The following is a 23,825-nucleotide window of genomic DNA, read 5'->3' on the forward strand; positions in this document are numbered from 1 at the left end:
TCTTTTTAGCAACAAAATCTTGCGAACCTCCGATACCATCTTCTTCAGAATCCCAAAATGCAAGGTAAATTGTATTTTGAGGATGATTTTCAGATTTTGAATAATGTTGTAATAGCTCTAATAGAACGGCTACACCTGTACCATTATCATTGATCCCAGGCCCTGTGGTCACAGAATCATAATGCGCACCGATTATCGTAGCTAAATCAGGATTTTTACCTTTGATTTCGATAATAATATTCTGACCTACAATCTTATTGCGATTTTCAAACGGCAACATCTGAGCGTGCAAACCAGCTTTTTTTGACTCTTCAATAATATAGGTTGCAGTTACCTTACCACCATCCGTTCCAACTGCGCGATTACCGCCATGAGCTGCTGCAATATCTTCTAAGGCACTAAGATGACTCATGAGACGTTGTTCGATCAAATTCGAAGTATTGATTTGCGTTGTTACTTGTTGATTTTGATTTGGTGTATGTGAGCAAGCACTCAACATAAAAATACTGGTCATTAATGCTGTTAAACAAAGTATTTTTTTCATTGTCATCTGGATATTAGTTTATTAAGCATTCCATTTTAGAGAATAACCTTATTACATCCACAGATTTTTGTAATAAAAAAAGAGCCCGAAGACTCTTTTTATTTATGTTTCTAAATTTTTAATTAACCAAATCGACCCGTAATATATGCCTCAGTCAATTGATGATCAGGTTGAGTAAAGACTTTTTCGGTCGAATTCACTTCAATCAAATCACCTAAATGGAAATAGGCAGTACGGTCTGATACACGTGCAGCTTGTTGCATTGAGTGCGTAACAATTGCAATAGTATATTGTGTTGAAAGCTCAGCGATTAACTCTTCAACTTTAGCCGTCGCAATCGGGTCAAGTGCTGAACAAGGTTCGTCCATTAAAATCACTTCTGGCGAAACTGCAATAGTACGAGCAATACATAGACGTTGCTGTTGACCGCCCGATAAACCAGTTCCAGGCTGATTCAAACGATCCTTAACTTCATCCCACAAACCCGCTTTACGTAAACTATTTTCAACAATCTCTTCTAAATCGTATTTGTCACGTGCTAAACCATGGAGTTTAGGTCCGTATGCGACGTTTTCAAAAATTGATTTTGGGAATGGGTTTGGCTTTTGGAACACCATACCCACTTGCGCACGCAGTAATACTACGTCGAGATTAGGATCATAGATATCTTGATTATCCAACATGACTTTACCCGTCACACGACAACTATCAATCGTGTCGTTCATACGATTTAAAGTACGTAGGAATGTTGACTTACCACATCCAGATGGACCAATAAAAGCAATCACTTCATTTTGGTAAATATTAAGATCAATGCCTTTGATCGCTTCAGATTCACCATAATATACGTGAACATCAGTTGTACTCAGTTTTACAACATCAGATTTTGCTTCTTTTTTATTTTCGCTCTGCGTGTCAAATTGTGAAACAAACGAAGTTGACGTTTTTTGATTTGCATCTTGAGATGTAAATTGTGTTTGATCTGAATTCACTGATTGATCCTTTTTTAAGGAATTTTGAGTTACTTGCGAAGTTACTGTATTCATATTTTGCTCCGACTACCAACGGACTTCAAATTTCTTACGTAACCAGATCGCTAAACTATTTAAGCTAATCATCATCGCAAGGAGAACAATAATGGCTGCAGCAGTACGACCTTCGAAGAAGTTACGAAGTTCATTACCCTGCCACAAGAAAATCTGTACAGGCAGCGCTGTAGATTGATCAAATGGGCTTGCTGGAACACTGGCTACAAAAGCACTCATACCAATCAGCAACAACGGCGCAGTCTCACCCAATGCTTGAGCCACACCAATAATTGCACCTGTTAAAATACCTGGTAATGCCAAAGGCAGGACGTGATGAAAAACAGTTTGCAGTCTTGATGCACCCAATCCTAATGCAGCTTGGCGAATCGAAGGTGGAACGGCTTTTAAAGAAGCTCGTGTCGTAATAATCACCGTTGGCAATGTCATTAAACTTAACACAAGACCACCTACCAAAGGGGCAGATAATGGTAAATGCATCCAACCAATAAAAATTGCAGCACCAAGCAAACCGAATACAATCGATGGAACAGCAGCCAAATTATTGATATTGACTTCTACAATATCTGTAATCCAGTTCTTTGGTGCGAACTCTTCAAGATAGATCGCAGATGCAACGCCGATTGGAATCGAAATAAAGATTACAATCAACATCATGAACAATGAGCCCATGAATGCACCAGCTAAACCAGATGTCGCTGGTGAACTACGAGAGTCAGGACTCGTGAAAATATTCGTGTTAAATGAATTTGCGATGACACCTTTAGCCTTGAGTTCATCGGCAATTTGACGAATCTCAGGACTAAGTTGTTGCTGTTCATCTGGCAATGAGCGATCAATATTACCTGCAAGCCACACATCAATATTTGCGTCAGCAAGGACTTTTACATCAACTGTTTTACCAACCAAGCTTGGATCATTCATCACCATATCACGGATACGATATGCTTCAGAGCTCGTATAGATATAGCTTAAATCATCACGTTGGGCTTCAAGTTGAGGATCTTGTTTGATCATGGCATTGATGATCAATGCATCCCAATCCACCATGCCAACTTCAGTCTGCCACTCAATAAAGCGTTCTTCATACTGAGCTGGATTCTCACCTTCAGCTAGTACAGGCTTTGGACCAACTTCAACAATCTTTGGATCGAAATAGATTGGCAAATTCATGCTACTTTGCCAAAAAGCAGGCAAGCCTTTCGCTAAAATACTACCGAATAGCAATACTACGAAGAATAAGCCAGCAATCACTGCTGAAAAACCGAAGAAACGGAACGTCTTTTCTTTACGATGACGTTTAGCTAAAGAATTCTGAATAGTCTTCTTACGCTTTTCTCTAAGCTGCTCAGCTGTTGCTGAATCAACTGTCTCGAGAGTATTAGGATTAGAAGTACTCATTAGTCGTATTGCTCACGGTATTTACGCACGATGTAAAGTGCAACAATGTTCAAACCTAAAGTAATCACAAACAATGTAAGTCCTAGTGCGAAAGCGACTAATGCTTGCGGACTTGCAAAGTCAGTATCACCTGTTAATTGATTAACAATCGTAATCGTTACGGTCGAAACAGCTTCTAATGGATTTGCGTGCAAAAGAGGACTGTTACCAGCTGCTAGAACTACGATCATAGTTTCGCCAATTGCACGGGAAGCAGCCAATAAAAATGCACCAATAATGCCAGGCAATGCTGCTGGAATGACCACTTTACGAATCGTTTCAGATTTGGTCGCCCCTAATCCTAAAGATCCATCACGTAATGCTCGAGGCACTTGAGTAATAATGTCATCAGATAAAGAAGACACAAAAGGAATGATCATGATTCCCATGACAAAACCTGCAGTGAGCGCACTCGTTGCGTTGATATCAATACCAACCATTGCCCCTACAGTTTTAATAAATGGGCCAATAATCATAAGCGCGAATACACCATAAACGATCGTTGGAATACCCGCTAACACTTCAATGGTCGGTTTTGCCCAAGAACGGAAGCGAGGAGAAGCATATTCAGCCAAATAAATCGCGATCATTAAACCTACTGGTACAGCAACCAATAGTGCGATCCCACTGACCATGAGCGTACCCCACAACAATGGAAGTAAACCATAGCTTCCTTCTGCACTTCCCGAAGTACTGAAACCCGGGTTCCACTCTGTTCCAAAGAAGAAATCAAAAGGATTAACAAAGCTGAAGAAGCGCATCGCTTCTCCAAACATCGACATTACAATCCCTAGTGTTGTAAGAATCGCGACACCAGAACATAAAGCTAAGCCAACATTGATGACTTTCTCGACTTGATTACGCGCTCTAAAATCTTGGCTAATTCTTTTTTTAGCCCATACCAAACCTGCCAATGCAGCGCAAATAACAACTGCTAATTTTGCAAAAGAGCCAATAGTTGAAAATTTACTCAGTTGCTCTGCAGCAGCAACTTCATATGCCGTTGCCGTGTCACTGACACCAAATCCAGACGCAATTGCTTGAACACGGTCAACAACTACGTTTAGGCTTGCTGGATCTAGACTCGCTTTAATATCCTGTGGCAAATGATTAAGCACCACCTGCTCCAAGATCGTTGGCTCAACCAAATTCCAAACAATCAAAATTAAAAATGCAGGGATACCACACCACAACGCAACTAATGCCCCATAGTAACCAGGACGTGAATGCAAAGCGGCAGAGTTATTTCCCTGACCTGCTAAGTTACGGCTTTTGCGTAATCCGATTTGATAGGCAATGGCGATGATCGCCAATAACACACCTATAAGTAGCAGATTCATGTATTCTCCACTGTCTTTTCAATTTTCATGGTTTGAAAAAACTTTTTTCAATAAAAAAACCAATGGCAGGATAATTCCTGCCATTAGCTTGTTGTTCAATTACTTAACAGCTTTACCTGCTTTAAAGTTTGCCAAAATTGCTGCACGCTCTTTATCAGAAAGTGAAATTAAGCCCGCTTTTTCTAGCTTAGAACCTTTACCTGAAACACGCTTGTTTAAGAAATATTCAGTAAACTGTGGTAAACCTTTGATTGATTTCAAATGCTCACCTTTTACGTAAAAGAATAAAGGGCGTGATACAGGGTAAGAACCATTTAAAATCGTGTTTTCAGACGGTGCCACATTGTTCACAGTTGCAACGCGTAAACGGTCACGGTTTTGATCATAGAAACCTAAACCAAACACACCAACAGCGCTCGGAGAAGTTTTTAAACGTGCAAGTGTTTCTGTATAGTCACCCGCAATTTCGACAACACGACCATCTTTACGGAATGTTGTACAAGCTTTCTTTTTCGCATCTTTATCTAAAGCTTTAATAGCAGCATACGATTCACAACCAGCGTCCACCATTTTCTCCTGGAAGACTTCACGTGTACCATGATTCGAAGCAGGGATTACAAGCGTGATCGGCTCATTTGGTAATGATTTATCAATTTGATTCCAACGTGTATATGGGTTTTTTACCATTTTACCGTTTGAAGGTAATTCAGCTGCCAAAGCTGCAAATACATGTTGAGGACGTAATTTATAAGCTGCTTTGTTAGCATTTGAAGCAAATACGATACCGTCGTAACCGATTTTAATTTCTAATACTTGGTTAACGCCATTTTTCTTACATTCGGCTAATTCGCTTGATTTGATTGCACGAGATGAGTTAGCAATATCGATTGTATTGTCACCAACACCATTACAAAATTGTTTTAGACCACCAGACGAACCGCCTGAACCAACTACTGGTGTTTTGAATTGAGGGAAATTATTACCGAATTCTTCAGCCACAATACTTGCATATGGCAATACTGTAGAAGAACCCGCAATTTGAATTGTGTCACGTGCTGCATTTGCGGTTGTTGCTACAGCTGCCCCAGAAAGTGCTAATGCAATTGCAATATTTGTAAAGCGCATCATGTTATCTCTCAATTTATGCAAATTTGGAGTACGCTACTTTTTATTGAAGTATTGTACTTATTTCGATACATGCATTTTGATTTGATAATATGACAATAAGGTTACAGCTTTATTACGATTTTATTATTTTTATTACACCAACCTACTTATTTATTTTTTAATTATATTTCAATAATTTAAAACGATTATTATTAAATACTGTTATTTTTATTACATACCTATTCTTTAATAATTATCCCCCTAATTCTGCATAAAGATTTTTTAATCATGATCTAAAAATATGTCAAAGTTATGAATTTTGAGTATCAAAAAAGCGCTCAATTGAGCGCTTTTTTCACAAACAATCTATTAATCGATTGGTGGCGTATATGTACCATCAGCAATTGAAGCTTTGATACGATCAGACTCAGCAAGTACAAGCGCAAGCAAGTTCTTCACATTGTCTAAAGTTGCTACTGGACTTAAAGTTGTCATTTTCAATGATTGAACCTGACCGACTTTAGTCACCCCAATATTCGCTTCACCACGTGCAAACAATTCATCCGCAACGTTTTGATTCAGTGTATCGAGTAATTCTGTTGGATAACCTTCAGGAATTACACGGAACAAGACTGATGCAAATTGTGGCTCAACCAATAACTCTAAACCGTCCGTTGCTTTAATATAATCTGCAACATCACGTGTTAAAGTTACACCATGGTCAATCATAGAACCGTAAAGTTCTTCACCGAGTGCTTCAATCGTCATCCACAATTTCAACGCATCAAAACGACGTGTTGTTTGTAGCGATTTAGACACTAAGTTTGGTACACCATGCTCTTCATCATAAGCAGAGTTTAAGTATTCCGCTTCATAATGCATAAAGCGATAATTCGCTTCATCTTTAAGTAAGAATGCACCACAAGAAATCGTTTGGAAATAGTGCTTATGGAAATCCAACGTGATCGAATCTGAAAGTTCGATACCATCTAACATATCACGGTGATTATTAGATAGGATTAAAGCACCGCCCCATGCTGCATCGATATGCATCCACGCGCCGTACTTGTTGGTGATTTCACGGACTTTCTTCAATGGATCAATTGCACCCGCATCGGTAGTACCTGCAGTTGCAACCACACATGCCACAATTTTACCTTCATTTTGAAGATGTGCCATGGTTTTCTCAAGTGCATCCATGTCCATACGCGCATTTTCGTCGACAGGCACAGTCACTACAGATTGGAAGCCCATTCCCATCATCGCCATGTTCTTTTGCACAGAGAAGTGAGCATTTTCAGAACAAATGACTTTAACGTTTCGCATCGCTTCCGCAGGTACGCCATCACGCTGAACAGACCACGGATTGCCGTTTTCGTCTTTCCAGTTTTTCGCGATACATGCATCACGTGCAAGCAATACACCCATCAAGTTTGACTGCGTACCGCCAGAGGTGAATACACCTGCTTGACCTGCACCATAACCAACTTTTTGACGAAGCCAATCGATCAACTGAACTTCCATCAATGAACCTGCAGGGCTTTGATCCCATGAGTCCATTGATTGGTTTGTTGCATTAATCAATACTTCTGCGATTTGGCTAGTCACCATAGTAGGACAATGCAAATGCGCCAAAGAATGAGGATGATGTACTTTTAAGCTCTTGTTGAGGAATAGTTCAACCATACGCTCTAATGACTTTTCCACACCCAATCCCTCTTTAGAAGGATTAAATGCAATTGCACTGCGAAGCTCTTTAATGCTACCGCCTGTGTACATTTTGTCATTTTGTAACCAAGCTGCTACTGCTTGAGTTGCCTGATCCATTGCTGACGTATAGTCAGCAATGGATGCAGCATCATTACAGAGTAAAGCTTTACGATGTTCTGCAAAATCTACCATGAATTAAGCGCCTCGTACCGCAACTAATGCTTCAGAAATTGCTTTCTTAAAGCGCACAATTACTTCTTCACATTCAGCTTGGTTAATAATTAATGGGCAAAGTAGACGAATCACTGTACCGTTACGTCCACCCTTTTCTAACAACAATTTGTTGTTGAAACACGCTGCTTGGATTGCAGCAGCCAATTGACCATCTGCAGGAAGTGAACCCATATGGTCAGCAGGTTTACGCTCATCAACGATTTCGATACCGATCATTAAACCGCGGCCACGTACATTACCGATACATGGGAATTCTGCAGCTAATTTCTTCAATTCAGCTTGAAGGAAATCACCGCGCTCTTGTGCGTTTTGCGCAAGATTTTGTTCTTTAATCGTTTTGATCGTAGCAAGACCTGTACCCATAGCCAATTGGTTACCACGGAAAGTACCCGTGTGACCTGCAGGCTGCCAAGCATCAAACTTACGCTTAATACCAAGTACCGCCAGTGGTAAGCTTCCACCTACTGCTTTCGACATCACTACAACATCAGGTTCGATACCCGCGTGTTCAAAGGCAAACATTTTTCCTGAACGCGCGAAACCAGCTTGGACTTCATCAAGAATTAAAACGATGTTGTGCTTTTCAGTCACTTCACGAATTTTTTTCAACCATTTCACAGGTGCTGTAACCACACCGCCCTCGCCTTGAATCGCTTCAAGGATAACTGCAGCAGGCTTAGTCACACCGCTTTCAACATCTTCGATGAAATTTTCAAAAAAATAAGTAAGCGCGTCAACACCAGCTTCACCACCTAAACCTAGCGGACAACGGTATTCATGTGGATACGGCATGAATTGAACGCCTGGCATTAAACCATTAACAGCGTTTTTAGCAGACAAATTACCTGTCATTGCTAATGAGCCGTGAGTCATACCATGGTAGCCACCAGAGAAGCTGATCACAGTGCCACGGCCAGTATATGTTTTTGCAAGTTTAATTGCTGCTTCTGTACCATCTGCACCAGATGGACCACAGAACTGTAGGCAGTACTCTTCTTTACCACCCGGTAATTCAGCAAGTAAAGCTTCAGTAAAAGCATCTTTTAAAGGTGTCGTTAAATCCAAAGTATGTAATGGAAGACCACTCGCTAAAGTGTCTTGAATACTTTGAATGACCGCAGGATGATTATGGCCCAAAGCCAATGTTCCTGCCCCAGCTAAACAATCGAGGTACTCTGTACCTTCAACATCAGTAACCCAGCAACCTTGTGCTTTTGCTATCGCTAACGGCAATTTACGTGGATAGCTACGAACATTAGATTCCATCTGACTTTGGCGAGTCAAATAGTATTCGTTAGTAGAATTAGGTGCAGGATTTACAGAAGAAACGCTCATATCGAATTACCATCTCTGATATGGGTTAATAGAAATAAGTCGGGTGACTTGCGGTCCTTTGACTCGGTGCTTTATAGAGTTCTAGTTAGCCTATTGTGTAGAGTTATAACTAGAGGGCGCGATGATAACGAATTTTGAAATAAAATAAATAGATTTCTATCGTTTTCACCAGCAGATTCTAAAATATTAATGTGACAAATTGATAACTTGTATAGATTTCAAACTGTACCACTACTATTTTAGATAAGTTTGAACTTGAGCTAAAGTAAAACAGTCCAAATTATGCAAAAAATGTTCAATTTTTTTGCTGATTTGAACTGACTTTTTCAGTATTCCTAAATTCGAGCTTGGGCTAAAGCATAGTTTTGTAACATTATGAATCTTATATATTCATGTAGTTGTACGTGTGTGATTAAAACCACTTTTTTTCACTCATTTTTTTAAGAATAGTTTCAAGAGCTCTCGATTAAAATACATCAGCAACCCCATCATCACAACGACAATCCCCCACAAGGCTTCATTATGAATAATTTCATTATTTAAGGATGCCCCCAAAACTAAGGCGATGACTGGCGTCATGACATTACTCAAAGACACTGTCGACGCTGCTAAGCGGCGGATTAACCAAAAATAGCACAGCATCGCAACAATTGATGACATGATCATTGTGAATAAAAAACCCACCATCGCTTGCGTACTTGGTAGCACGGTTGGGATTTGTTGCCAAATGAATGGAATGATTAAGAGTGATCCTAAAGCTGAAAAGATTAATGAACCTGTCGCCTGACTCATGGGGCTTAAAGGTGCATTAATTTGTTTGACCCAAAAAATCGAACTGATATACGACACCATACTGATCAGCATTAAAACCACACCCCAAGGATTGACTCGCTCATCTGCAGACTCTGCAAAAACAAATGTGAGACCTAATACGGCAATGACCATTCCACTCCATTGTAAAATAGACAACTTATGTGTTTTTAGGATGAGATGTCCAATGAGACCTGCAATCAATGGCGAAAATCCGAAGATCAGTGCCATTAAGCCTGAAGTTAAATAATTCGCTGCCAAGTAGATAAATAACTGCGCACCTATTAAATTTAGGCTACCAGCCACATAACTTTTCAGCGATACATGATCAAACGGAAGTGAATCACGCATCATTTTGAGCAACGCCAAAGCAATTATAGATGCACCAAAGTATCGAATGATGAGCACCCACATTGGATGAATTTCTGCAACACTCCATACAATGGCAAGTGGTGTTGCAGCCCATATCAATACCAATAAGGCATATATACTCGCAACGACCATTATATTCGCGGAACTAGAATTCATAATTTGCTCAAAGTTGAATCAATATTTTCTTAGGCACATAAAAAACAGACCTAAGTTACCCTAGGTCTGTTGCACAATCATGCCGAGTTTACTTCACAAGTTTACGAAGGTCTTGGCTAAGATCTAAATATTTATCTGCTTCAAATGCAGCTTGTTTGCTAATTAATTTTTTAAGATGACGCATTTCTTTGGCCGCATTTACCGTAATACCACCAACAATAATACCGTCAGTTACACCGAACAATACAAATGATGATTCAGCGCGAAGCTCAGGATTGATTTCACCACGAACGAGCCATTCAGCCGCTGCCATATCACCTACGAATTGGTAGTTAATGTCCAACTGATCTGTCCAGAACCATGCTGGATTAGGAGTAGGATGTTCTACACCCATCACATGGCGTGCAAAGATACCTGCTTGAAGATTGGCATTTTCCCAAGTCTCAACACGACGGTGGTTACCACAGTCACGAAGTTGAGTTGCCACATCACCTGCCGCATAAATATCAGCATTCGAGGTTTGGCAATTTTCGTTTACTTTGATCGCGAGATCAACGTCAAGACCAGCGTCAACTGCCAACTGCGCATTTGGCACAATACCGATACCATAAACCACAGCATCCGCACGAAGTTCTTGGCCATCAGCCAAAGTCACCACGATTTCTTCGCCATCAAGCTTGCACTCTGCAATTGAGGTTGAAAGACGGACATCCACACCTGCCAATTTTTGCTGTTCAAGCAAGAATTCACTCAAGATGCGTGGCGATGAACGACCCATCACCATTGGACCCATTTCAATGACAGTGACTTCACATTCTTTGAAACGCGCAGATGATGCAAGCTCAAGACCGATTACACCACCACCAATCAGGATGATACGTTGACCTTTTTGTAACACTGGTACAAGGGCTTGTGAATCTTCAAGATTACGCAGCGTGTAAACATGTTTGCCAAGTGCATCGAAGTTTGGAAGACGACGTGCTGCACCGCCAGTTGCAAGCAGCAATTTGTCATAAGCAACAACATCACCATTTTGAAGTTCGACAGTTTTGGCTTCAGCGTTGATTTTAACGACACCATTACCGCGAATTGCTGTCACACCAAGATCTGCTAATTTTTCTCCAGATAAAATTTCAATCTTGGTTTCTTCAGGTTTTAAAATCACGTCTTTAGACAGTGGTGGACGCTCATAAGGAAGATGCGTTTCATCACCAATTAATGTGATTTTACCTTCATATTTGTTTGCACGAAGCTCAAGGATCGCACTTGCGCCTGCTTGACCCGCACCAACGATGACGATGTTGTTTACATTGCTCATGGGATTAACCTTTTAATTCCGCAGATACGATACCGAAGCCCGCAATCCACTCACTAATGTCTTCATAGCAGTGAGTTGTCATTTCATACTCACCAACTTCGTTCAGTGCAGCAAATGCTGCCATCCAGCAACGCACTTCTTGACCACCACGACCACCTTCGACACGAATTTCTGCCTCAGTCATCGCTTCCATTGCAGCAAAATCTGCTTGTTTGAATTTCTCAAGCAATGCAATATCCCACTCAGGGCTCAGCGGTACTGCAACTGATGTATCTCCAGCAGCGAGTTTCTGACCAACTGCAATAATTTTCGCTTGACGCGCATTACGTGCTTCTTCAGTTGGATTACGACCAGCAATTAAAAACTCTTCAACTTCTGGTGGCACTGAACCCATTTGAGGTGTTGGTGGATCATGAGACAAACCGCCTGTACCCAATACAAGTACACGCTCATTTTCAAGATTAAGTGACTTTATATATTGTCCAACCGCACGACCTAAAGCAATAGTACGCTTTGTGGTTGGCATTGGTGCGGCAGCGCCATTAATAAATATTGGAATCGTTTTATAACGATCAAGTTTTCCATCACAAAGGAAGTGTAATGGTTGAGTCACACCATGGTCAGCCTGCATACGATATGAGTATGCAACATCAACACCCTCATCTAGAACTTGACGCACAAGCGCCAAAGCCTTGTCTTCAGGAACATCGATTTTATTGTCAATTTTACCGTAATCCCAGTCACCAGCAGCCGTAGCACGGATACCGACACAGAAACTTGGCATAAGGTCGTAGAAAAAACCGTTAAAATGGTCTGGACCAAAAGTAATGATCAGTGTTGGATCGTAAGCTTTTACTTCAGCGGATAATTGTTCAAAAGCAGCACGTACTTTTTGCTCTTTTGACTGATCTTGAGGTGAAGCAAATTCCATTAAAGGACTGTGCGAAGCACAAATAAGTTTAACGGCCATGAGAGACTCCTTAAAAGGAAGGCAGCCTTAGAACAGGCTGCCGATAAGTCCATTTTTTAGACTAGATTTTATTCGTCAAAGAAACCAGCACGTGGTTGACGTAGACCACGAATACCCAAACCACATTCTGCATTGATCAGAACACCAGTTAAAGGTCGGTTATTTTGACGAGATGCCAAGAGCACATAAGAACCTGTCATTTCTTCAGGCTCAGGTAAGAAGTTCAACGGCATACCACGCGCGATTTTCTCAGGATCACGCGCATCTAAAAGACCTAGATTTTCTTGGCCTAATGATGCAGCACCTTTAATGTTTACATTCATACCTGACGGCGCAACAGCATTCACACGAACTTTGGGTGCAAGCTCGTACGCCAATTCCTTCATGATGCCTACGCCAGCATGCTTAGATGCTGTGTAAACTGGACCACCACCCGCAGAATATAATGCTGAGTTAGATAGTGTGAAGATTATCGAACCTTCAGATTTTACTAACTCATCAAGTGCAGCTTTAGCACCTAGAATTAATGCTTTCGTATTAATTCCCATGATTTCGTCAAACGCTTTATCAAGTTGCTCACCTGAAGTATTGACGATATCTGCGTAGTGATCCCAGATTCCTGCATTACCAATAAAGCAATCAAGCTTACCAAAACGCTCAACAGTTGCTTTTACAGCACGGACATTGTCTTCATAGTTGGCAACATCACCAGCGATTGCAACAATTTGATCACCAAAGCGTTCTTTTAAAGCATCGACTTTAGATTGTGAACGTTGTAACACACCAACGTGCGCACCTTCTTCAAGGAAGCGTTCAACTAAAGCCCAACCTAAACCAGAACCACCACCTGTGATCAGTGCAACTTCGCCTTTAAGCCAACCCATGATTACTCTCCTGCCATCTCAACGTATAACGCACCATCTTCAACAATTACCGGGAAAGTTTGAATTGGATCTGTCGCTGGTAAACATAATGCTTGACCGGTTTTTAAACAGAAGCGAGCTGAATGCAATGGACATTCGACAGTGCCATCATCTTCAAGATAACCTTCTGACATTGAAGCATTACCATGAGAACAACGGTCATTCATTGCGAAGAACTCACCACCATTGTTAAACACTGCAAGCGCATCGATACCGTTAACGCCGCAATCTACTTTCAACGCTTCGCCTTCGTCTAATTCGTCAACTTGGCAAACAAAAATCTTATTCATTAGAAGAACACACTCAGGTTGTGAGAGTTATAGGTAACTTGATCAAGCGTGATCTTACGGTTGAAAATTTGGAAGCCTAAGCCACCTTCAACTTTACGGATCTTGTCATGACGTTTACCACAGTAAATTGTGACATCTTTCTCTTTTTGTGTACGGTACAAAAGATATGTAACGTATACATCGTATTCGCCTTCAACTTCAGTAGCTTCTACGATCACGTTACTCACCATATGAGTTGTACGTGATGGAGGCTCTTCAGCCCAAGCCATACCTGTTTCAAGACGAGCAACACGACGCTCTAAAAGATCTTTCGTATCATTGAACACCCAAGTTGTAGGTGGTTCAATTGAACGACGACGGTCACGTGTTTGAGCATTTGGTGTTGTACGTAGCGTGTAAGAAATATCTTCAGCTAACGTATCTAACCAGTCGCGGAATTTCCAATCGTCAAGCAATTTCGCTTCACGATACAGGAATTGGCTAATTTGATGATGAAGTTCTAAACTCACTTGACTCATTTCATAAGCTCCTTCTCATATTCGTCAGCTGCTTTCTCAACATCTTCCCATTTTTCATGGATTAGCAAATCTGCCCAACGACGGTACATGCCGCGTGCCGCAGTTTCTGAGAAAATATAGTTGGTGATACCAGGGATACCATCTTCACGAATTTTCTCGTTGCCAAGACCCATTTCCATAATGAGTTTGTTTTGACGCGCTTTATAACCACGTAAAACTTTTTGAATCTCGATCCAGTTTTCAGAGTCATCTTGCTCTAAGAAACCAGCTGGACCAAATGCACGTGTCGCAGAACGCTCAAACGCCTCTTTCACTTCTTGTGATGCTTCAGCATCCGCAATACAGAACGCCCATACTTCAGTTTTGTTTGGACCACGTGGATGCCATACGCGAAGTGTTGCTGTACCGTTTAACCAAGACAATGTTGGGAACATAGTGTTATGACCCGCAAGACGTAACGCACGAATTTCACCAAGACGCTCTTTAACTTCTTCGTAAGTTTCGCGGAAATAGTTTGCTACTTCACCATCAACCCATACGTTTGCATCTGGTTTCTCTGTAAAGAAGAAGCCTGAACCGTGACCACGTGAACCATATTGGATCGCGTCTTTCGCAGTTTCCCATACCGGACGTGCAGTTTGCGCAGCACCTAGTTTCTTCGAAGATTCGTCATCAGGTTTAGCACCTAATACTTGAATCGCAGATGCGTGAGAGAACAATGCATGATATTGGTCAGATGCAAACTGTTCAGCCGCAAATTTCCAGTTACATTCGATTTCCCACTTATGAACACCACCGATGATCTCAGTACCACCTGGACGACGATCTAATACACCATCTAAGTACCAAGCGATATCACCCATGTATTCTTCAAGGTCTGGAGTTGTTTCATCCCAGCAACCGAAGATTAAGCCTTTATAAGACTTAACACGGTTTACTTCGATCAAACTCCACTTCTCTTTACATGCGCCTTGAGGGAATGCACGATCTTCAAGAGGAATATCTTTAAGAGAGCCGTCTACGCCATAAGACCAACCATGGTATGGACATGTAAACGCACGAGTGTTACCGCAGTCAGCAAAGCTCACGCGCATTGAACGGTGACGACATTGGTTTAATAATGCTTTGATTGAACCGTCTTTTTGACGTACCACGATGATCGGATCTTCACCCATATAGGTATTGAAGAAATCACCAGCCTTTGGAATTTGGCTTTCATGGCAAAGGAATAACCATGTACGACCGAACACACGTTCAAGTTCTAGTTCATAGATATCTGGATCTGTATAAATAGATGGCGTGATACGTCCATTTTGTGCATCGACTAAAGCATCGATTTCGCGCACATCAATTTTCCCACTCATGAAAAGCTCTCCTGTGACTAAATTAGACACAAACTAATAGACTCAACTTTGCAGAGATAATGAGTTTTGAACGAGTTTTGGGGAAATATTTTTTTTGTTTGAATCAAGATGTTTTATCGATAAATTAATCAATCGCTGAATACGTGAATTTTACCATATTTTAATAATAACGTTGATATTTCAATATGCACAGCCCCACTTCACCGAATATCCATTTGTGAACTATACTCGCACTTGATCATATTTAGACATTATATGAATCAATCTTTGGATGATTTTTTATGGAACTACGACACCTACGATATTTCATTGCTGTGGCAGAAGAACTCAACTTCACCAAAGCAGCCTTGCGCCTTTATACTGCTCAGCCATCATTGAGCCAGCAGATTAAAGATCTTGAAGATGAAATTGGCGTCCCTTTGCTTTATCGTACAAAACGTAAGGTAGAACTAACTGAGGAGGGTCAAGTCTTCCTTGAACAAGCTCGCCTAACGATAGCCCAAGCAGACAAAGCAGTCGCAATGACTCGTCAGATTGCCAAATCTAAACAGCAATTGTTACGTATTGGCTTTGTTCCTGTCGTTGAAATGAAAATTTTTCCTTACGTTCTCCCTAATCTTCGTGTTCAAAACCGGGATTTAAAGATTGAATTGTTAAGCTTAAACAATTCCGATCAGTCAAAAATGTTAAAAAAAGGCGAAATTGATATCGCTTTTACTCGTCAAAATCTATTTAGTGATGAAATCGAAAGTCAATTTGTTTTACGAGAACCTTTGATTTTCTTACTACCCAAAGATCACCCACTCGCTAAATACGATCGCATTCCAGTAAAAGAGCTCGATGGAATCGATTTCATTATTCCTTCTGAACAGCAATCTCAAACCCTAAATAAGATCATTCTAGACTTTGCAAAATACCATCAAATCAATTTAAATATTGTTCAAACTGCAGACAATATCCTCTTTAACATTAATTCTATTGGCATGAACCTGGGCTGTACTTTTCTACCTGGATATATCGCACCACTGACGATGAACAACACCGTGATTCGCCCTCTAGACGTGGAATTACCTTCAATCGATTTATTCGCAAGCTATAGAAAAAGCACTAACTCAGAAGGCGTCAAAAAATTTATGGACTTACTGAGCTCTGTTTTTTACCTTGATATTAATCGTAATTAATTAATTTTTTTTTTAAATTAATGATCACCGTTAAACATAGCGGTGATTTTTATTTTTTATTTCAACCATCAGTCTTAGACTTTAGTCTAATAAAGTTTTATGAATATCATCATAAATTCTATGAATTAAGGCTTTATATTAGACTAATTTTTAAACAACCCATTAACTAACTAGACTTGCTCTACCACTTAAGTCTAATGAATTAAAACAGATCAATGCTCAATATTGATTATCAATATGCAGATTTAAACGTATTGAACACATGTTCTGTATTTTCAGTTTTAAAAAAGAGGATGATTAAATCATCCTCTTTTTTAGTTTTTTAGGATCTAAAATTATTTAACCCCATGAACTGCTAGATAATTTTTGATCACCGTATTAAATTCTTCTGCTTTTTCAACTTGCGACCAGTGACCGCACTGACTGAAAATATGTGCATCAGCATTAGGAACGATATTTAAAATGTCCCAAGTACGAGACACAGGAATCACCACATCTTGAGTACCATGAATCAATAATACAGGAACTGTAATATCTTTCATTTTTTCAAAGTCTAATGGGAACTCGAAACGATCACGGTCACGCGCACCCACAACATCCATTAAACGATCAGATGCGTAGTCATTCGCCGCAGAATCAAAACGTACTTTTACCAGCTCATCTGTAATTAAGTCTTTATTTACAACGAACATTGAAAGTGTCTTACGAATACCTTCTTCTGTTAAAACTGGGTTTGCATGCGCTTTTAGGGCTGCAGTTTGTTTTGCACCACCTGTACCCATTGAAACAATACCGAGTACACGCTCTGGATAATCAAGTGCCAATTGGAATGCTAACCAACCACCTAGAGAATTACCTACTAACCATGTTTTTTCAATACCAAGTGCATCAAGAGTACGAATTGCATGATCAACCCATGCACGGATACCGTATTGAGTTCCTGGTGCAACGACAGTTTGACCATAACCAATGGTATCAATTGCGATACAACGCGCTTGCTCACCAATTGCAGGTAAATTCAACCACCAGTTAGCAGCTGCTGATACACCAGTACCAGAACCATGAAGGAATAAAATAGGCGTGCCTTCACCAATTTCATGATAATGGGTTAACTCACCTTCAGCAGTTTCGATCCATTTATCTTCTAAACCAAAGAATGAATCCGTTTTATATTCTGGAATTTGAACAGTGCTCATCATAGTCCTCTAACTGTCTATAACTGATCATATATTTGTGAAACAATCATCAGTTGATGTTTACAAATGATAGTTTTACAGGCTTATATTAACTGCTCTGTACCTTTCAACTGATACAAATTTACGATTGTATCCTTCTTTTTACCAATTAAATAAATTACTGTTTTTCCTTATTTTTTTAAAATCAATATTCACCCTCTGAATATGACATGATAAGATCTCGATATGATCCTTGCTCATCATATCGAGATCAATTTCATTTTTTAGAATTTATAACTATAACTTAACGCCACACGATGCTCTTCTAAATCACTCAAGGTGCCTGGAACATTGATATTGTTATAATTAGTATCAATAAACATATAGTTGAAACCAAGACCTTTATACTTACCTTCTGGCACAACATAGTTCACGATGATGTTATTTTCATTCTCGCGACCTCGACCTGGTGTTGCCGTATCAATATTCCAACCTTGGAAATGACGTACAGTTGCAGATAATCCTGGTACACCCATTTCTTTAAAATTATAGGTATAACCTACGCTCCAAGATTTCTCATCCTTACGGATAAAACTCGCGACCGACCAGTTATCTAAATAAGGTTGTGGCACCCAACCACCCAATGTTGGGAATAGTGTCGCTTTATCTCCATGCTCGCCAAACATCTCTTGATAACCCAATTGAACAGTATGCATACCATGGTTGACTTTCGCCCCCATAGAAATTGCTTGGCTATCAATTTCACCAAAAAGTTTATCGCCAGTTTCACTGTTATCGAAGTAACGAATATGTGCATCTAAATTCGTTTTTTCATCAAGTTTAGTTTTATAGCTTGCAGCAACATAATGTTGCTTGAAGATGTCAGTTAAATCAGCGAACCAATAACTACCACCAATCTTTGATGTAAACTGGTGATCAACACCAACAATATACATTCCATCATCAGTTGTGAGACCTTGAGCTTCTGCCTTCGCAAAATCATTGTTTGGGAATAAGGTCAAATCTTGATACTGATTATCGTAACGCGCATTAATACCATCGATATATGCCAAGGTTAATTTAGTATCCTGAATATCTTTCGACTCTAACCATGCACCACTATAAGTAGTTAATAATTGGCGTGATGGATCGAAGAAAATAACTGGTGACATCGGCAATAAATCACCTACTTTAAGTTCAGTTTCAGAAACTTTAACTTTTAAAGTCGCACCAAATTTAGCATTATCACGTTCTGTACGACCTTGACTGTTATCATATGGCATATGAATGTCATTTACAGAATCACGCGATTTCAATCCAATTGCATATTGAGCCAAAAGATCTGCACCAACTTGAATGCCTGCACCAATATCGTGATAACCCGATTTAGCATCTAAAGTAATTGCTTGCGTCCAGTTACCATAATCTAGATTTGGTGCTGTATCGTAATTACGTTCTAAATAGAAATTTTTAAATTTAAGCTGGACATTTGAATCAGCCACAAAATTCGCGTGAGCAGAAGTTGTCCCTAGAGTTGTTGCAGCAATCATTGCTAGCCATAATTTTTGATGACGCATGGCTTCATCCTATACTCAAATCAGCGTTGATGAGCATATTGCTAAATTGTGCACTCTGAAGAAATCAGACTAGAGTCTAAAAAAAATTTAGACTTTTCCGATGAAAAACAATACTTTAAAAACTCTCATTGTTATAAACAATTAATAATTGCTCAGTAACTAAGCAAATTAACTTTTACGATGGATAATTTATTATATTTTAATATCTTACACATTAACCCAGAAGCATTTTGCCATTTTATTTAATCGTTTTTAAGTTTAACAATTACGATACGCTCTACACCAAATCACCCAATATAAGCACCCAAACATCTCACGCAATTGTTTTTTTATATGTATCTTTTCTAAATTCATAAAAAAAGCACTCCTAAGAGTGCTTTTTCAAATCACTTTTAAATTATGCGTTAAGTTCTTTTGCTTTAGCCATAGTCAAAGCTAGATCTTCAATCATGTCTTCCTGACCACCAACAGTACCACGGCGACCAAGCTCCATTAAGATTTCACGCGCAGATACGCCATATTTCGCTTCAGCACGTTTAGCAAACAATAGGAATGAAGAGTAAACACCCGCATAACCCAAAGTTGCCGCATCACGGTCTGCACGAATTGGGTTGTGCATCATTGGAATCACGAGATCTTCAGCAACGTCTTGTACTTTGAACAAGTCAACGCCAGTGTCCATACCCATACGGTTAGCAACAGCAATAAACAATTCAAGTGGCGTGTTACCTGCACCAGCACCAAGACCTGCAGACGCCAAGTCTACACGTACTGCACCTGCTTCAACCGCAGCAACAGTATTTGATACACCCATACCTAAGTTGTGGTGACCGTGGAAACCTAACTCAATGCTTGGGTCCAAGTGTTGACGTAAGTGACCAACGCGATCGATTACATCTTGAGGAAGCATATAACCTGCTGAGTCTGTAACATAAATACAGTTTGCACCGTAAGACACCATCTTCTTCGCTTCTTCTAAAAGACGCTCAGGAGTTGCCATGTGAGCCAACATTAAGAAGCCCACTGTGTCCATTTCTAATTTACGCGCAGCGGTGATGTGCTGTTCAGAACAGTCAGCTTCAGTACAGTGAGTTGCAACACGAATCGTTGATACACCGATTTCATGCGCCATTTTTAGATGGTCAACTGTACCGATACCAGGAAGAAGTAATGCAGAAACTTTTGCATTCTTCATACGAGGTACAACAGCAGATAAGTATTCTTCGTCAGTCGCAGCAGCAAAACCGTAGTTTACTGATGAACCACCAAGACCGTCACCGTGTGTTACTTCAATTAAAGGTACGCCTGCATCATCAAGTGCTGTTGAAATTGCAATCATTTGCTCAACAGTCGTTTGATGGCGCTGTGGATGCATACCATCACGTAAAGTCATATCATGAACAATAATCTTAGACATGCGGTTGCTCCTTAAGCTTCTTCTTTGTTGAATACGTGTTCAGCAAACATTTCTGCTGTACGAGCAGCTGCAGCTGTCATAATGTCGAGGTTACCTGCATATTTCGGCAAGAAATCACCCAAACCTTCTACTTCCAAGAAGATAGAAACACGGTTACCATCAAAAATTGGACCATTTACAAGTTTGTAACCTGGTACATATTTTTGCACTTCTTTAATCATCGCGTGAACTGATTCAGTGATCGCAGCTTGATCTGGCTCACCTTCAACAAGACAGTGTACTGTGTCACGCATCATAAGTGGTGGCTCAGCAGGGTTAATGATGATGATCGCTTTACCTTTTTTCGCACCACCAACTTTCTCAATAGCACCCGCAGTTGTACGTGTGAATTCGTCGATGTTTTTACGTGTACCAGGACCTACAGATTTTGTAGACACAGTCGCGATGATCTCACCATATTCAACAGGTTGAACACGTGAAACTGCTGCAACCATAGGAATTGTTGCCTGACCACCACACGTTACCATATTCACGTTAGGGACTTCACCTTCTGCAAGTAAAGCTTCTAAGTTCACAGGTGGAACACAGAAAGGACCAATTGCAGCAGGTGTTAAGTCAATCATGAGCACGCCAAGCTCATTTAACTTGCGGCTGTTCTCCGCATGTACATATGCAGACGTTGCATCAAAAGCAATTTTGATATCATCTTCAATGACGTGAGGAAGAAGACCATCAACCCCTTCTGCAGTGGTTTTTAAACCCATTTTCGCAGCACGAGCAAGACCTTCAGAAGTAGGATCGATACCCACCATCCAAACTGGCTCTAACCATTCGCTACGTTGAAGTTTGTAAAGCAAATCAGTACCAATATTACCTGGTCCGATCATTGCACATTTAATCTTTTTCATTAACGTACTCTCTCAAAATTCCGACTTATTCAGCAGCGAAAGCAGCAGTCACTGAACCAAAGCCTTCAATCTCAACTTTGAATTCATCACCTGGGTTTGCTACAACCATAGGGCCTAATGCACCTGTTAAAATAATGTCACCAGCTAACAATGGACGACCACGACGTACCATTTCATCAGCAAGCCAGACAGCTGCATTTAAAGGGTTTGCTAAGCAAGCCTTACCAACACCTTGAGACACGACTTCTTCACCACGTGTCATGATCATTTTACAATTCACTAAATCAAGGTTATCGAGTTTTACAGGACGTGAACCCAATACAAATGCAGCTGAAGATGCATTATCTGCGACAGTGTCAATCAAACTGATCTTCCAGTTTTCAATTCGACTATCCACCACCTCTACAGCAGGAAGTGCATAATCAGTCGCGCTGATAATGTCAGCATAAGTGTGTTTTTCTTTCGTTAAATCTTGATTGATCACCAAAGCGATTTCCGCTTCTACTTTAGGTTGGATCAATAGACCTGCAGGAATCGCCTCTCCATCACCATAAGCCATGTCTGCAAACAGCATACCGAAGTCAGGTTGATCTACACCGAGTTGTGCTTGAACCACTTTTGATGTCAAACCGATTTTACGCCCAACTAAACGACGACCTTCTGATAAGGCACGCGCTGTATTCACTTCTTGTACAGCGTAAGCGATATCTACATCAGCAGCTTCACCACCCAACGTTGGGCGAATTGGTGCGATTGCACTTTGTGATAATTCAGCAGTTCGTAACGCTTGTGCTACTGATTCAACTACAGCAGAATTAGACATCAAGACTTCCTTCAACTTCATTCGATGATCTATTTGACCTTAGGAAAATTGCTTGAAAACAACCTTCTGAGGGACAAATTCTTTTAGAGAGATACCTGCATCTCTGATGAGAGCTAGAATGGAAAAATCTTGACCTATATGCCAATACTTATTTTCTTTATGACAATAGTTTCAGACTATAAATAATTTATCAAATGAAGACTCTATCTTATTGTTTTACATGTTTTTAGAATTTTATTATTTAAATATACAGAATGTTTAATCTATTTCTAATACTACTTGTTAGACCATTGATAATAGAATTATCTATGGATTACAAATTATTAATCACTAATCCAAAGACAAGTTATATTCTTTTATTGTTCAACTACAATTCAATTAAAATACATTTTAAAAGCCTTGTTAAGGCGACTTAAGTCGTAAAATCGGTGTTGAATATTACAATTGCTACTATCTAATCACCAAATAATCACATTTTCTCTCCATCAAAAAAGATTAGAATATTCTGTAGAATATTCATCAGGTGAAGATACAGAGATAACAATGAAATTATTAAAACTGCCACTATTGATCTTAGCTACTGGCATTAGCTTTTCGGTACTTGCTGACACAGAACCTAAAACTAATATTATTAATCTTCAAGCAGATGCTTCTAAACAAGTCTCTAATGATGAAATGCACGCCATTTTATTTATTGAAAAAAGTAATAAGCAGCCTGCACAACTTTCAACACAAATGACCCAATTGATGAATCAGGCCATCAGCATCAGTAAAAAATACCCCCAAGTAAAGGTCGAAACGGGTTCTCAGACCACTTATCCTGTCTATGACAACAACAATTCAACAAAACTGAAGGAATGGCGTGGCCGTGCTGAAGTAAATATTGAGAGCAAAGATTTTAAAGCAGCGAGCCAGTTAATTAGCGAGCTACAACAAGATTTTCAAACACAATCGATTAATTTCACTGTTTCCACTGAAAAACGAAAGCAGGTTGAAAATGAGTTATTGACTGAAGCCACGCAAAATTTCCAACAGCGCGCTCAGGTTCTCACTAAAGCTTGGAATCGTTCTAGTTATAACTTGGTTAACTTAAATATGAACACCAATAATTATTCACCAAGACCATTAGCCATGGCACGTGCCGCAATGGTTGTAGAGAGTGCACCCGTTGCAGACTCACAAAATATGGCTGCTGGAGAATCAACAATCACAGTCAATGCAAATGGATCAATTCAATTAAAATAGTTCACTATTAAAGTTCAAAAAG

At 40.0% G+C, this 23,825-nt stretch carries 21 protein-coding genes; 2 read left to right on the top strand and 19 right to left on the bottom strand.

The window, feature by feature from the left end; genetic code table 11:
- From CL42_RS08350 to hcaE, 14 genes are all read right to left on the bottom strand, one after another.
- Window positions 1-544, bottom strand: a 544-nt coding sequence (locus tag CL42_RS08350; RefSeq protein WP_171076772.1) for a M20/M25/M40 family metallo-hydrolase, incomplete at its 3' end; no start/stop codon positions are given.
- Between the two features lie 122 nt (window positions 545-666).
- Window positions 667-1,590 carry a phosphate ABC transporter ATP-binding protein PstB gene (pstB, locus tag CL42_RS08355; RefSeq protein WP_035267112.1) on the bottom strand — a complete coding sequence of 308 codons (924 nt, stop codon included), beginning with the start codon at window positions 1,588-1,590 and terminating at the stop codon, window positions 667-669.
- Window positions 1,591-1,602: 12 nt separating this feature from the next.
- Window positions 1,603-2,991: a phosphate ABC transporter permease PstA gene (pstA, locus tag CL42_RS08360; protein WP_035267113.1), complete on the bottom strand. Its 1,389-nt coding sequence runs from the start codon at window positions 2,989-2,991 to the stop codon at window positions 1,603-1,605.
- Complete coding sequence (gene pstC, locus CL42_RS08365; protein ID WP_035267115.1) at window positions 2,991-4,370, bottom strand: phosphate ABC transporter permease subunit PstC; 1,380 nt, start codon at window positions 4,368-4,370, stop codon at window positions 2,991-2,993. The genes pstA and pstC overlap by 1 nt, the downstream gene beginning before the upstream one ends.
- A gap of 99 nt (window positions 4,371-4,469) precedes the next feature.
- Window positions 4,470-5,495 carry a substrate-binding domain-containing protein gene (locus tag CL42_RS08370; RefSeq protein ID WP_035267165.1) on the bottom strand — a complete coding sequence of 342 codons (1,026 nt, stop codon included), beginning with the start codon at window positions 5,493-5,495 and terminating at the stop codon, window positions 4,470-4,472.
- Window positions 5,496-5,846: 351 nt separating this feature from the next.
- Window positions 5,847-7,379, bottom strand: coding sequence for a pyridoxal phosphate-dependent decarboxylase family protein (locus tag CL42_RS08375; RefSeq protein WP_035267116.1), 1,533 nt, complete (start codon window positions 7,377-7,379; stop codon window positions 5,847-5,849).
- A gap of 3 nt (window positions 7,380-7,382) precedes the next feature.
- Window positions 7,383-8,756: a diaminobutyrate--2-oxoglutarate transaminase gene (locus CL42_RS08380; RefSeq protein ID WP_035267118.1), complete on the bottom strand. Its 1,374-nt coding sequence runs from the start codon at window positions 8,754-8,756 to the stop codon at window positions 7,383-7,385.
- Window positions 8,757-9,188: 432 nt separating this feature from the next.
- Entirely contained in the window at window positions 9,189-10,094 is a 906-nt protein-coding gene (locus CL42_RS08385) for a DMT family transporter (protein WP_035267119.1), read from the bottom strand.
- Between the two features lie 88 nt (window positions 10,095-10,182).
- Window positions 10,183-11,412, bottom strand: a complete 1,230-nt coding sequence (gene hcaD / locus CL42_RS08390; RefSeq protein ID WP_035267121.1) for a 3-phenylpropionate/cinnamic acid dioxygenase ferredoxin--NAD(+) reductase subunit — start codon at window positions 11,410-11,412, stop codon at window positions 10,183-10,185.
- A gap of 4 nt (window positions 11,413-11,416) precedes the next feature.
- Complete coding sequence (locus CL42_RS08395; RefSeq protein WP_035267122.1) at window positions 11,417-12,382, bottom strand: 3-carboxyethylcatechol 2,3-dioxygenase; 966 nt, start codon at window positions 12,380-12,382, stop codon at window positions 11,417-11,419.
- A 68-nt stretch (window positions 12,383-12,450) separates the two neighbouring features.
- A complete protein-coding gene (hcaB, locus tag CL42_RS08400; protein WP_035267124.1) occupies window positions 12,451-13,266 on the bottom strand; it encodes a 3-phenylpropionate-dihydrodiol/cinnamic acid-dihydrodiol dehydrogenase in 816 nt (271 codons plus the stop codon).
- A gap of 2 nt (window positions 13,267-13,268) precedes the next feature.
- Window positions 13,269-13,595: a 3-phenylpropionate/cinnamic acid dioxygenase ferredoxin subunit gene (hcaC, locus tag CL42_RS08405; protein ID WP_005181999.1), complete on the bottom strand. Its 327-nt coding sequence runs from the start codon at window positions 13,593-13,595 to the stop codon at window positions 13,269-13,271.
- Window positions 13,595-14,113, bottom strand: coding sequence for a 3-phenylpropionate/cinnamic acid dioxygenase subunit beta (hcaF, locus tag CL42_RS08410; protein WP_035267127.1), 519 nt, complete (start codon window positions 14,111-14,113; stop codon window positions 13,595-13,597). Before hcaF ends, hcaC begins: the two co-directional genes overlap by 1 nt.
- A complete protein-coding gene (gene hcaE, locus CL42_RS08415; protein WP_035267128.1) occupies window positions 14,110-15,477 on the bottom strand; it encodes a 3-phenylpropionate/cinnamic acid dioxygenase subunit alpha in 1,368 nt (455 codons plus the stop codon). Before hcaE ends, hcaF begins: the two co-directional genes overlap by 4 nt.
- 281 nt (window positions 15,478-15,758) lie before the next feature.
- On the opposite strand from hcaE, the gene hcaR reads away from it, so the two are divergent.
- The gene (hcaR, locus tag CL42_RS08420; protein WP_035267131.1) at window positions 15,759-16,658 is read left to right on the top strand and encodes a DNA-binding transcriptional regulator HcaR; all 900 of its coding nucleotides are present in this window, start codon (window positions 15,759-15,761) and stop codon (window positions 16,656-16,658) included.
- 335 nt (window positions 16,659-16,993) lie between these two features.
- Here hcaR and CL42_RS08425 read toward each other — a convergent pair whose 3' ends face one another.
- The 5 genes from CL42_RS08425 to CL42_RS08445 form a co-directional block, all read right to left on the bottom strand.
- Window positions 16,994-17,854 (bottom strand): alpha/beta fold hydrolase, encoded by an 861-nt coding sequence (locus tag CL42_RS08425; RefSeq protein WP_035267132.1) that lies wholly within the window; start codon window positions 17,852-17,854, stop codon window positions 16,994-16,996.
- A gap of 263 nt (window positions 17,855-18,117) precedes the next feature.
- Complete coding sequence (locus tag CL42_RS08430) at window positions 18,118-19,410, bottom strand: OprD family outer membrane porin (RefSeq protein ID WP_035267133.1); 1,293 nt, start codon at window positions 19,408-19,410, stop codon at window positions 18,118-18,120.
- Window positions 19,411-19,807: 397 nt separating this feature from the next.
- On the bottom strand, window positions 19,808-20,827 hold the full coding sequence (dmpG, locus tag CL42_RS08435) for a 4-hydroxy-2-oxovalerate aldolase (protein ID WP_035267135.1): 1,020 nt from the start codon (window positions 20,825-20,827) through the stop codon (window positions 19,808-19,810).
- A gap of 11 nt (window positions 20,828-20,838) precedes the next feature.
- Window positions 20,839-21,735 carry an acetaldehyde dehydrogenase (acetylating) gene (locus CL42_RS08440; protein ID WP_035267137.1) on the bottom strand — a complete coding sequence of 299 codons (897 nt, stop codon included), beginning with the start codon at window positions 21,733-21,735 and terminating at the stop codon, window positions 20,839-20,841.
- A 25-nt stretch (window positions 21,736-21,760) separates the two neighbouring features.
- Window positions 21,761-22,558, bottom strand: a complete 798-nt coding sequence (locus tag CL42_RS08445) for a fumarylacetoacetate hydrolase family protein (protein WP_035267140.1) — start codon at window positions 22,556-22,558, stop codon at window positions 21,761-21,763.
- A gap of 543 nt (window positions 22,559-23,101) precedes the next feature.
- Here CL42_RS08445 and CL42_RS08450 point away from each other — a divergent pair.
- Complete coding sequence (locus tag CL42_RS08450) at window positions 23,102-23,803, top strand: SIMPL domain-containing protein (RefSeq protein WP_035267142.1); 702 nt, start codon at window positions 23,102-23,104, stop codon at window positions 23,801-23,803.
- Window positions 23,804-23,825 lie beyond the last annotated feature (22 nt).

This window comes from Acinetobacter sp. Ver3 (assembly GCF_000632455.1).
Taxonomy (GTDB): domain Bacteria; phylum Pseudomonadota; class Gammaproteobacteria; order Pseudomonadales; family Moraxellaceae; genus Acinetobacter.

Excerpts from the sequence above, each read along its gene's own strand:
- CL42_RS08370 (WP_035267165.1), bottom strand. The coding sequence starts at position 5,495 with ATGCGCTTTACAAATATTGCAATTGCATTAGCACTTTCTGGGGCAGCT.
- CL42_RS08375 (WP_035267116.1), bottom strand. The coding sequence starts at position 7,379 with ATGGTAGATTTTGCAGAACATCGTAAAGCTTTACTCTGTAATGATGCT.
- hcaC (WP_005181999.1), bottom strand. The coding sequence starts at position 13,595 with ATGAATAAGATTTTTGTTTGCCAAGTTGACGAATTAGACGAAGGCGAA.
- CL42_RS08385 (WP_035267119.1), bottom strand. The coding sequence starts at position 10,094 with ATGAATTCTAGTTCCGCGAATATAATGGTCGTTGCGAGTATATATGCC.
- CL42_RS08425 (WP_035267132.1), bottom strand. The coding sequence starts at position 17,854 with ATGAGCACTGTTCAAATTCCAGAATATAAAACGGATTCATTCTTTGGT.
- hcaD (WP_035267121.1), bottom strand. The coding sequence starts at position 11,412 with ATGAGCAATGTAAACAACATCGTCATCGTTGGTGCGGGTCAAGCAGGC.
- CL42_RS08445 (WP_035267140.1), bottom strand. The coding sequence starts at position 22,558 with ATGTCTAATTCTGCTGTAGTTGAATCAGTAGCACAAGCGTTACGAACT.
- CL42_RS08380 (WP_035267118.1), bottom strand. The coding sequence starts at position 8,756 with ATGAGCGTTTCTTCTGTAAATCCTGCACCTAATTCTACTAACGAATAC.
- hcaB (WP_035267124.1), bottom strand. The coding sequence starts at position 13,266 with ATGGGTTGGCTTAAAGGCGAAGTTGCACTGATCACAGGTGGTGGTTCT.
- CL42_RS08430 (WP_035267133.1), bottom strand. The coding sequence starts at position 19,410 with ATGCGTCATCAAAAATTATGGCTAGCAATGATTGCTGCAACAACTCTA.
- CL42_RS08395 (WP_035267122.1), bottom strand. The coding sequence starts at position 12,382 with ATGGCCGTTAAACTTATTTGTGCTTCGCACAGTCCTTTAATGGAATTT.
- pstC (WP_035267115.1), bottom strand. The coding sequence starts at position 4,370 with ATGAATCTGCTACTTATAGGTGTGTTATTGGCGATCATCGCCATTGCC.
- pstA (WP_035267113.1), bottom strand. The coding sequence starts at position 2,991 with ATGAGTACTTCTAATCCTAATACTCTCGAGACAGTTGATTCAGCAACA.
- hcaF (WP_035267127.1), bottom strand. The coding sequence starts at position 14,113 with ATGAGTCAAGTGAGTTTAGAACTTCATCATCAAATTAGCCAATTCCTG.
- pstB (WP_035267112.1), bottom strand. The coding sequence starts at position 1,590 with ATGAATACAGTAACTTCGCAAGTAACTCAAAATTCCTTAAAAAAGGAT.
- dmpG (WP_035267135.1), bottom strand. The coding sequence starts at position 20,827 with ATGTCTAAGATTATTGTTCATGATATGACTTTACGTGATGGTATGCAT.
- CL42_RS08450 (WP_035267142.1), top strand. The coding sequence starts at position 23,102 with ATGAAATTATTAAAACTGCCACTATTGATCTTAGCTACTGGCATTAGC.
- hcaE (WP_035267128.1), bottom strand. The coding sequence starts at position 15,477 with ATGAGTGGGAAAATTGATGTGCGCGAAATCGATGCTTTAGTCGATGCA.
- hcaR (WP_035267131.1), top strand. The coding sequence starts at position 15,759 with ATGGAACTACGACACCTACGATATTTCATTGCTGTGGCAGAAGAACTC.
- CL42_RS08440 (WP_035267137.1), bottom strand. The coding sequence starts at position 21,735 with ATGAAAAAGATTAAATGTGCAATGATCGGACCAGGTAATATTGGTACT.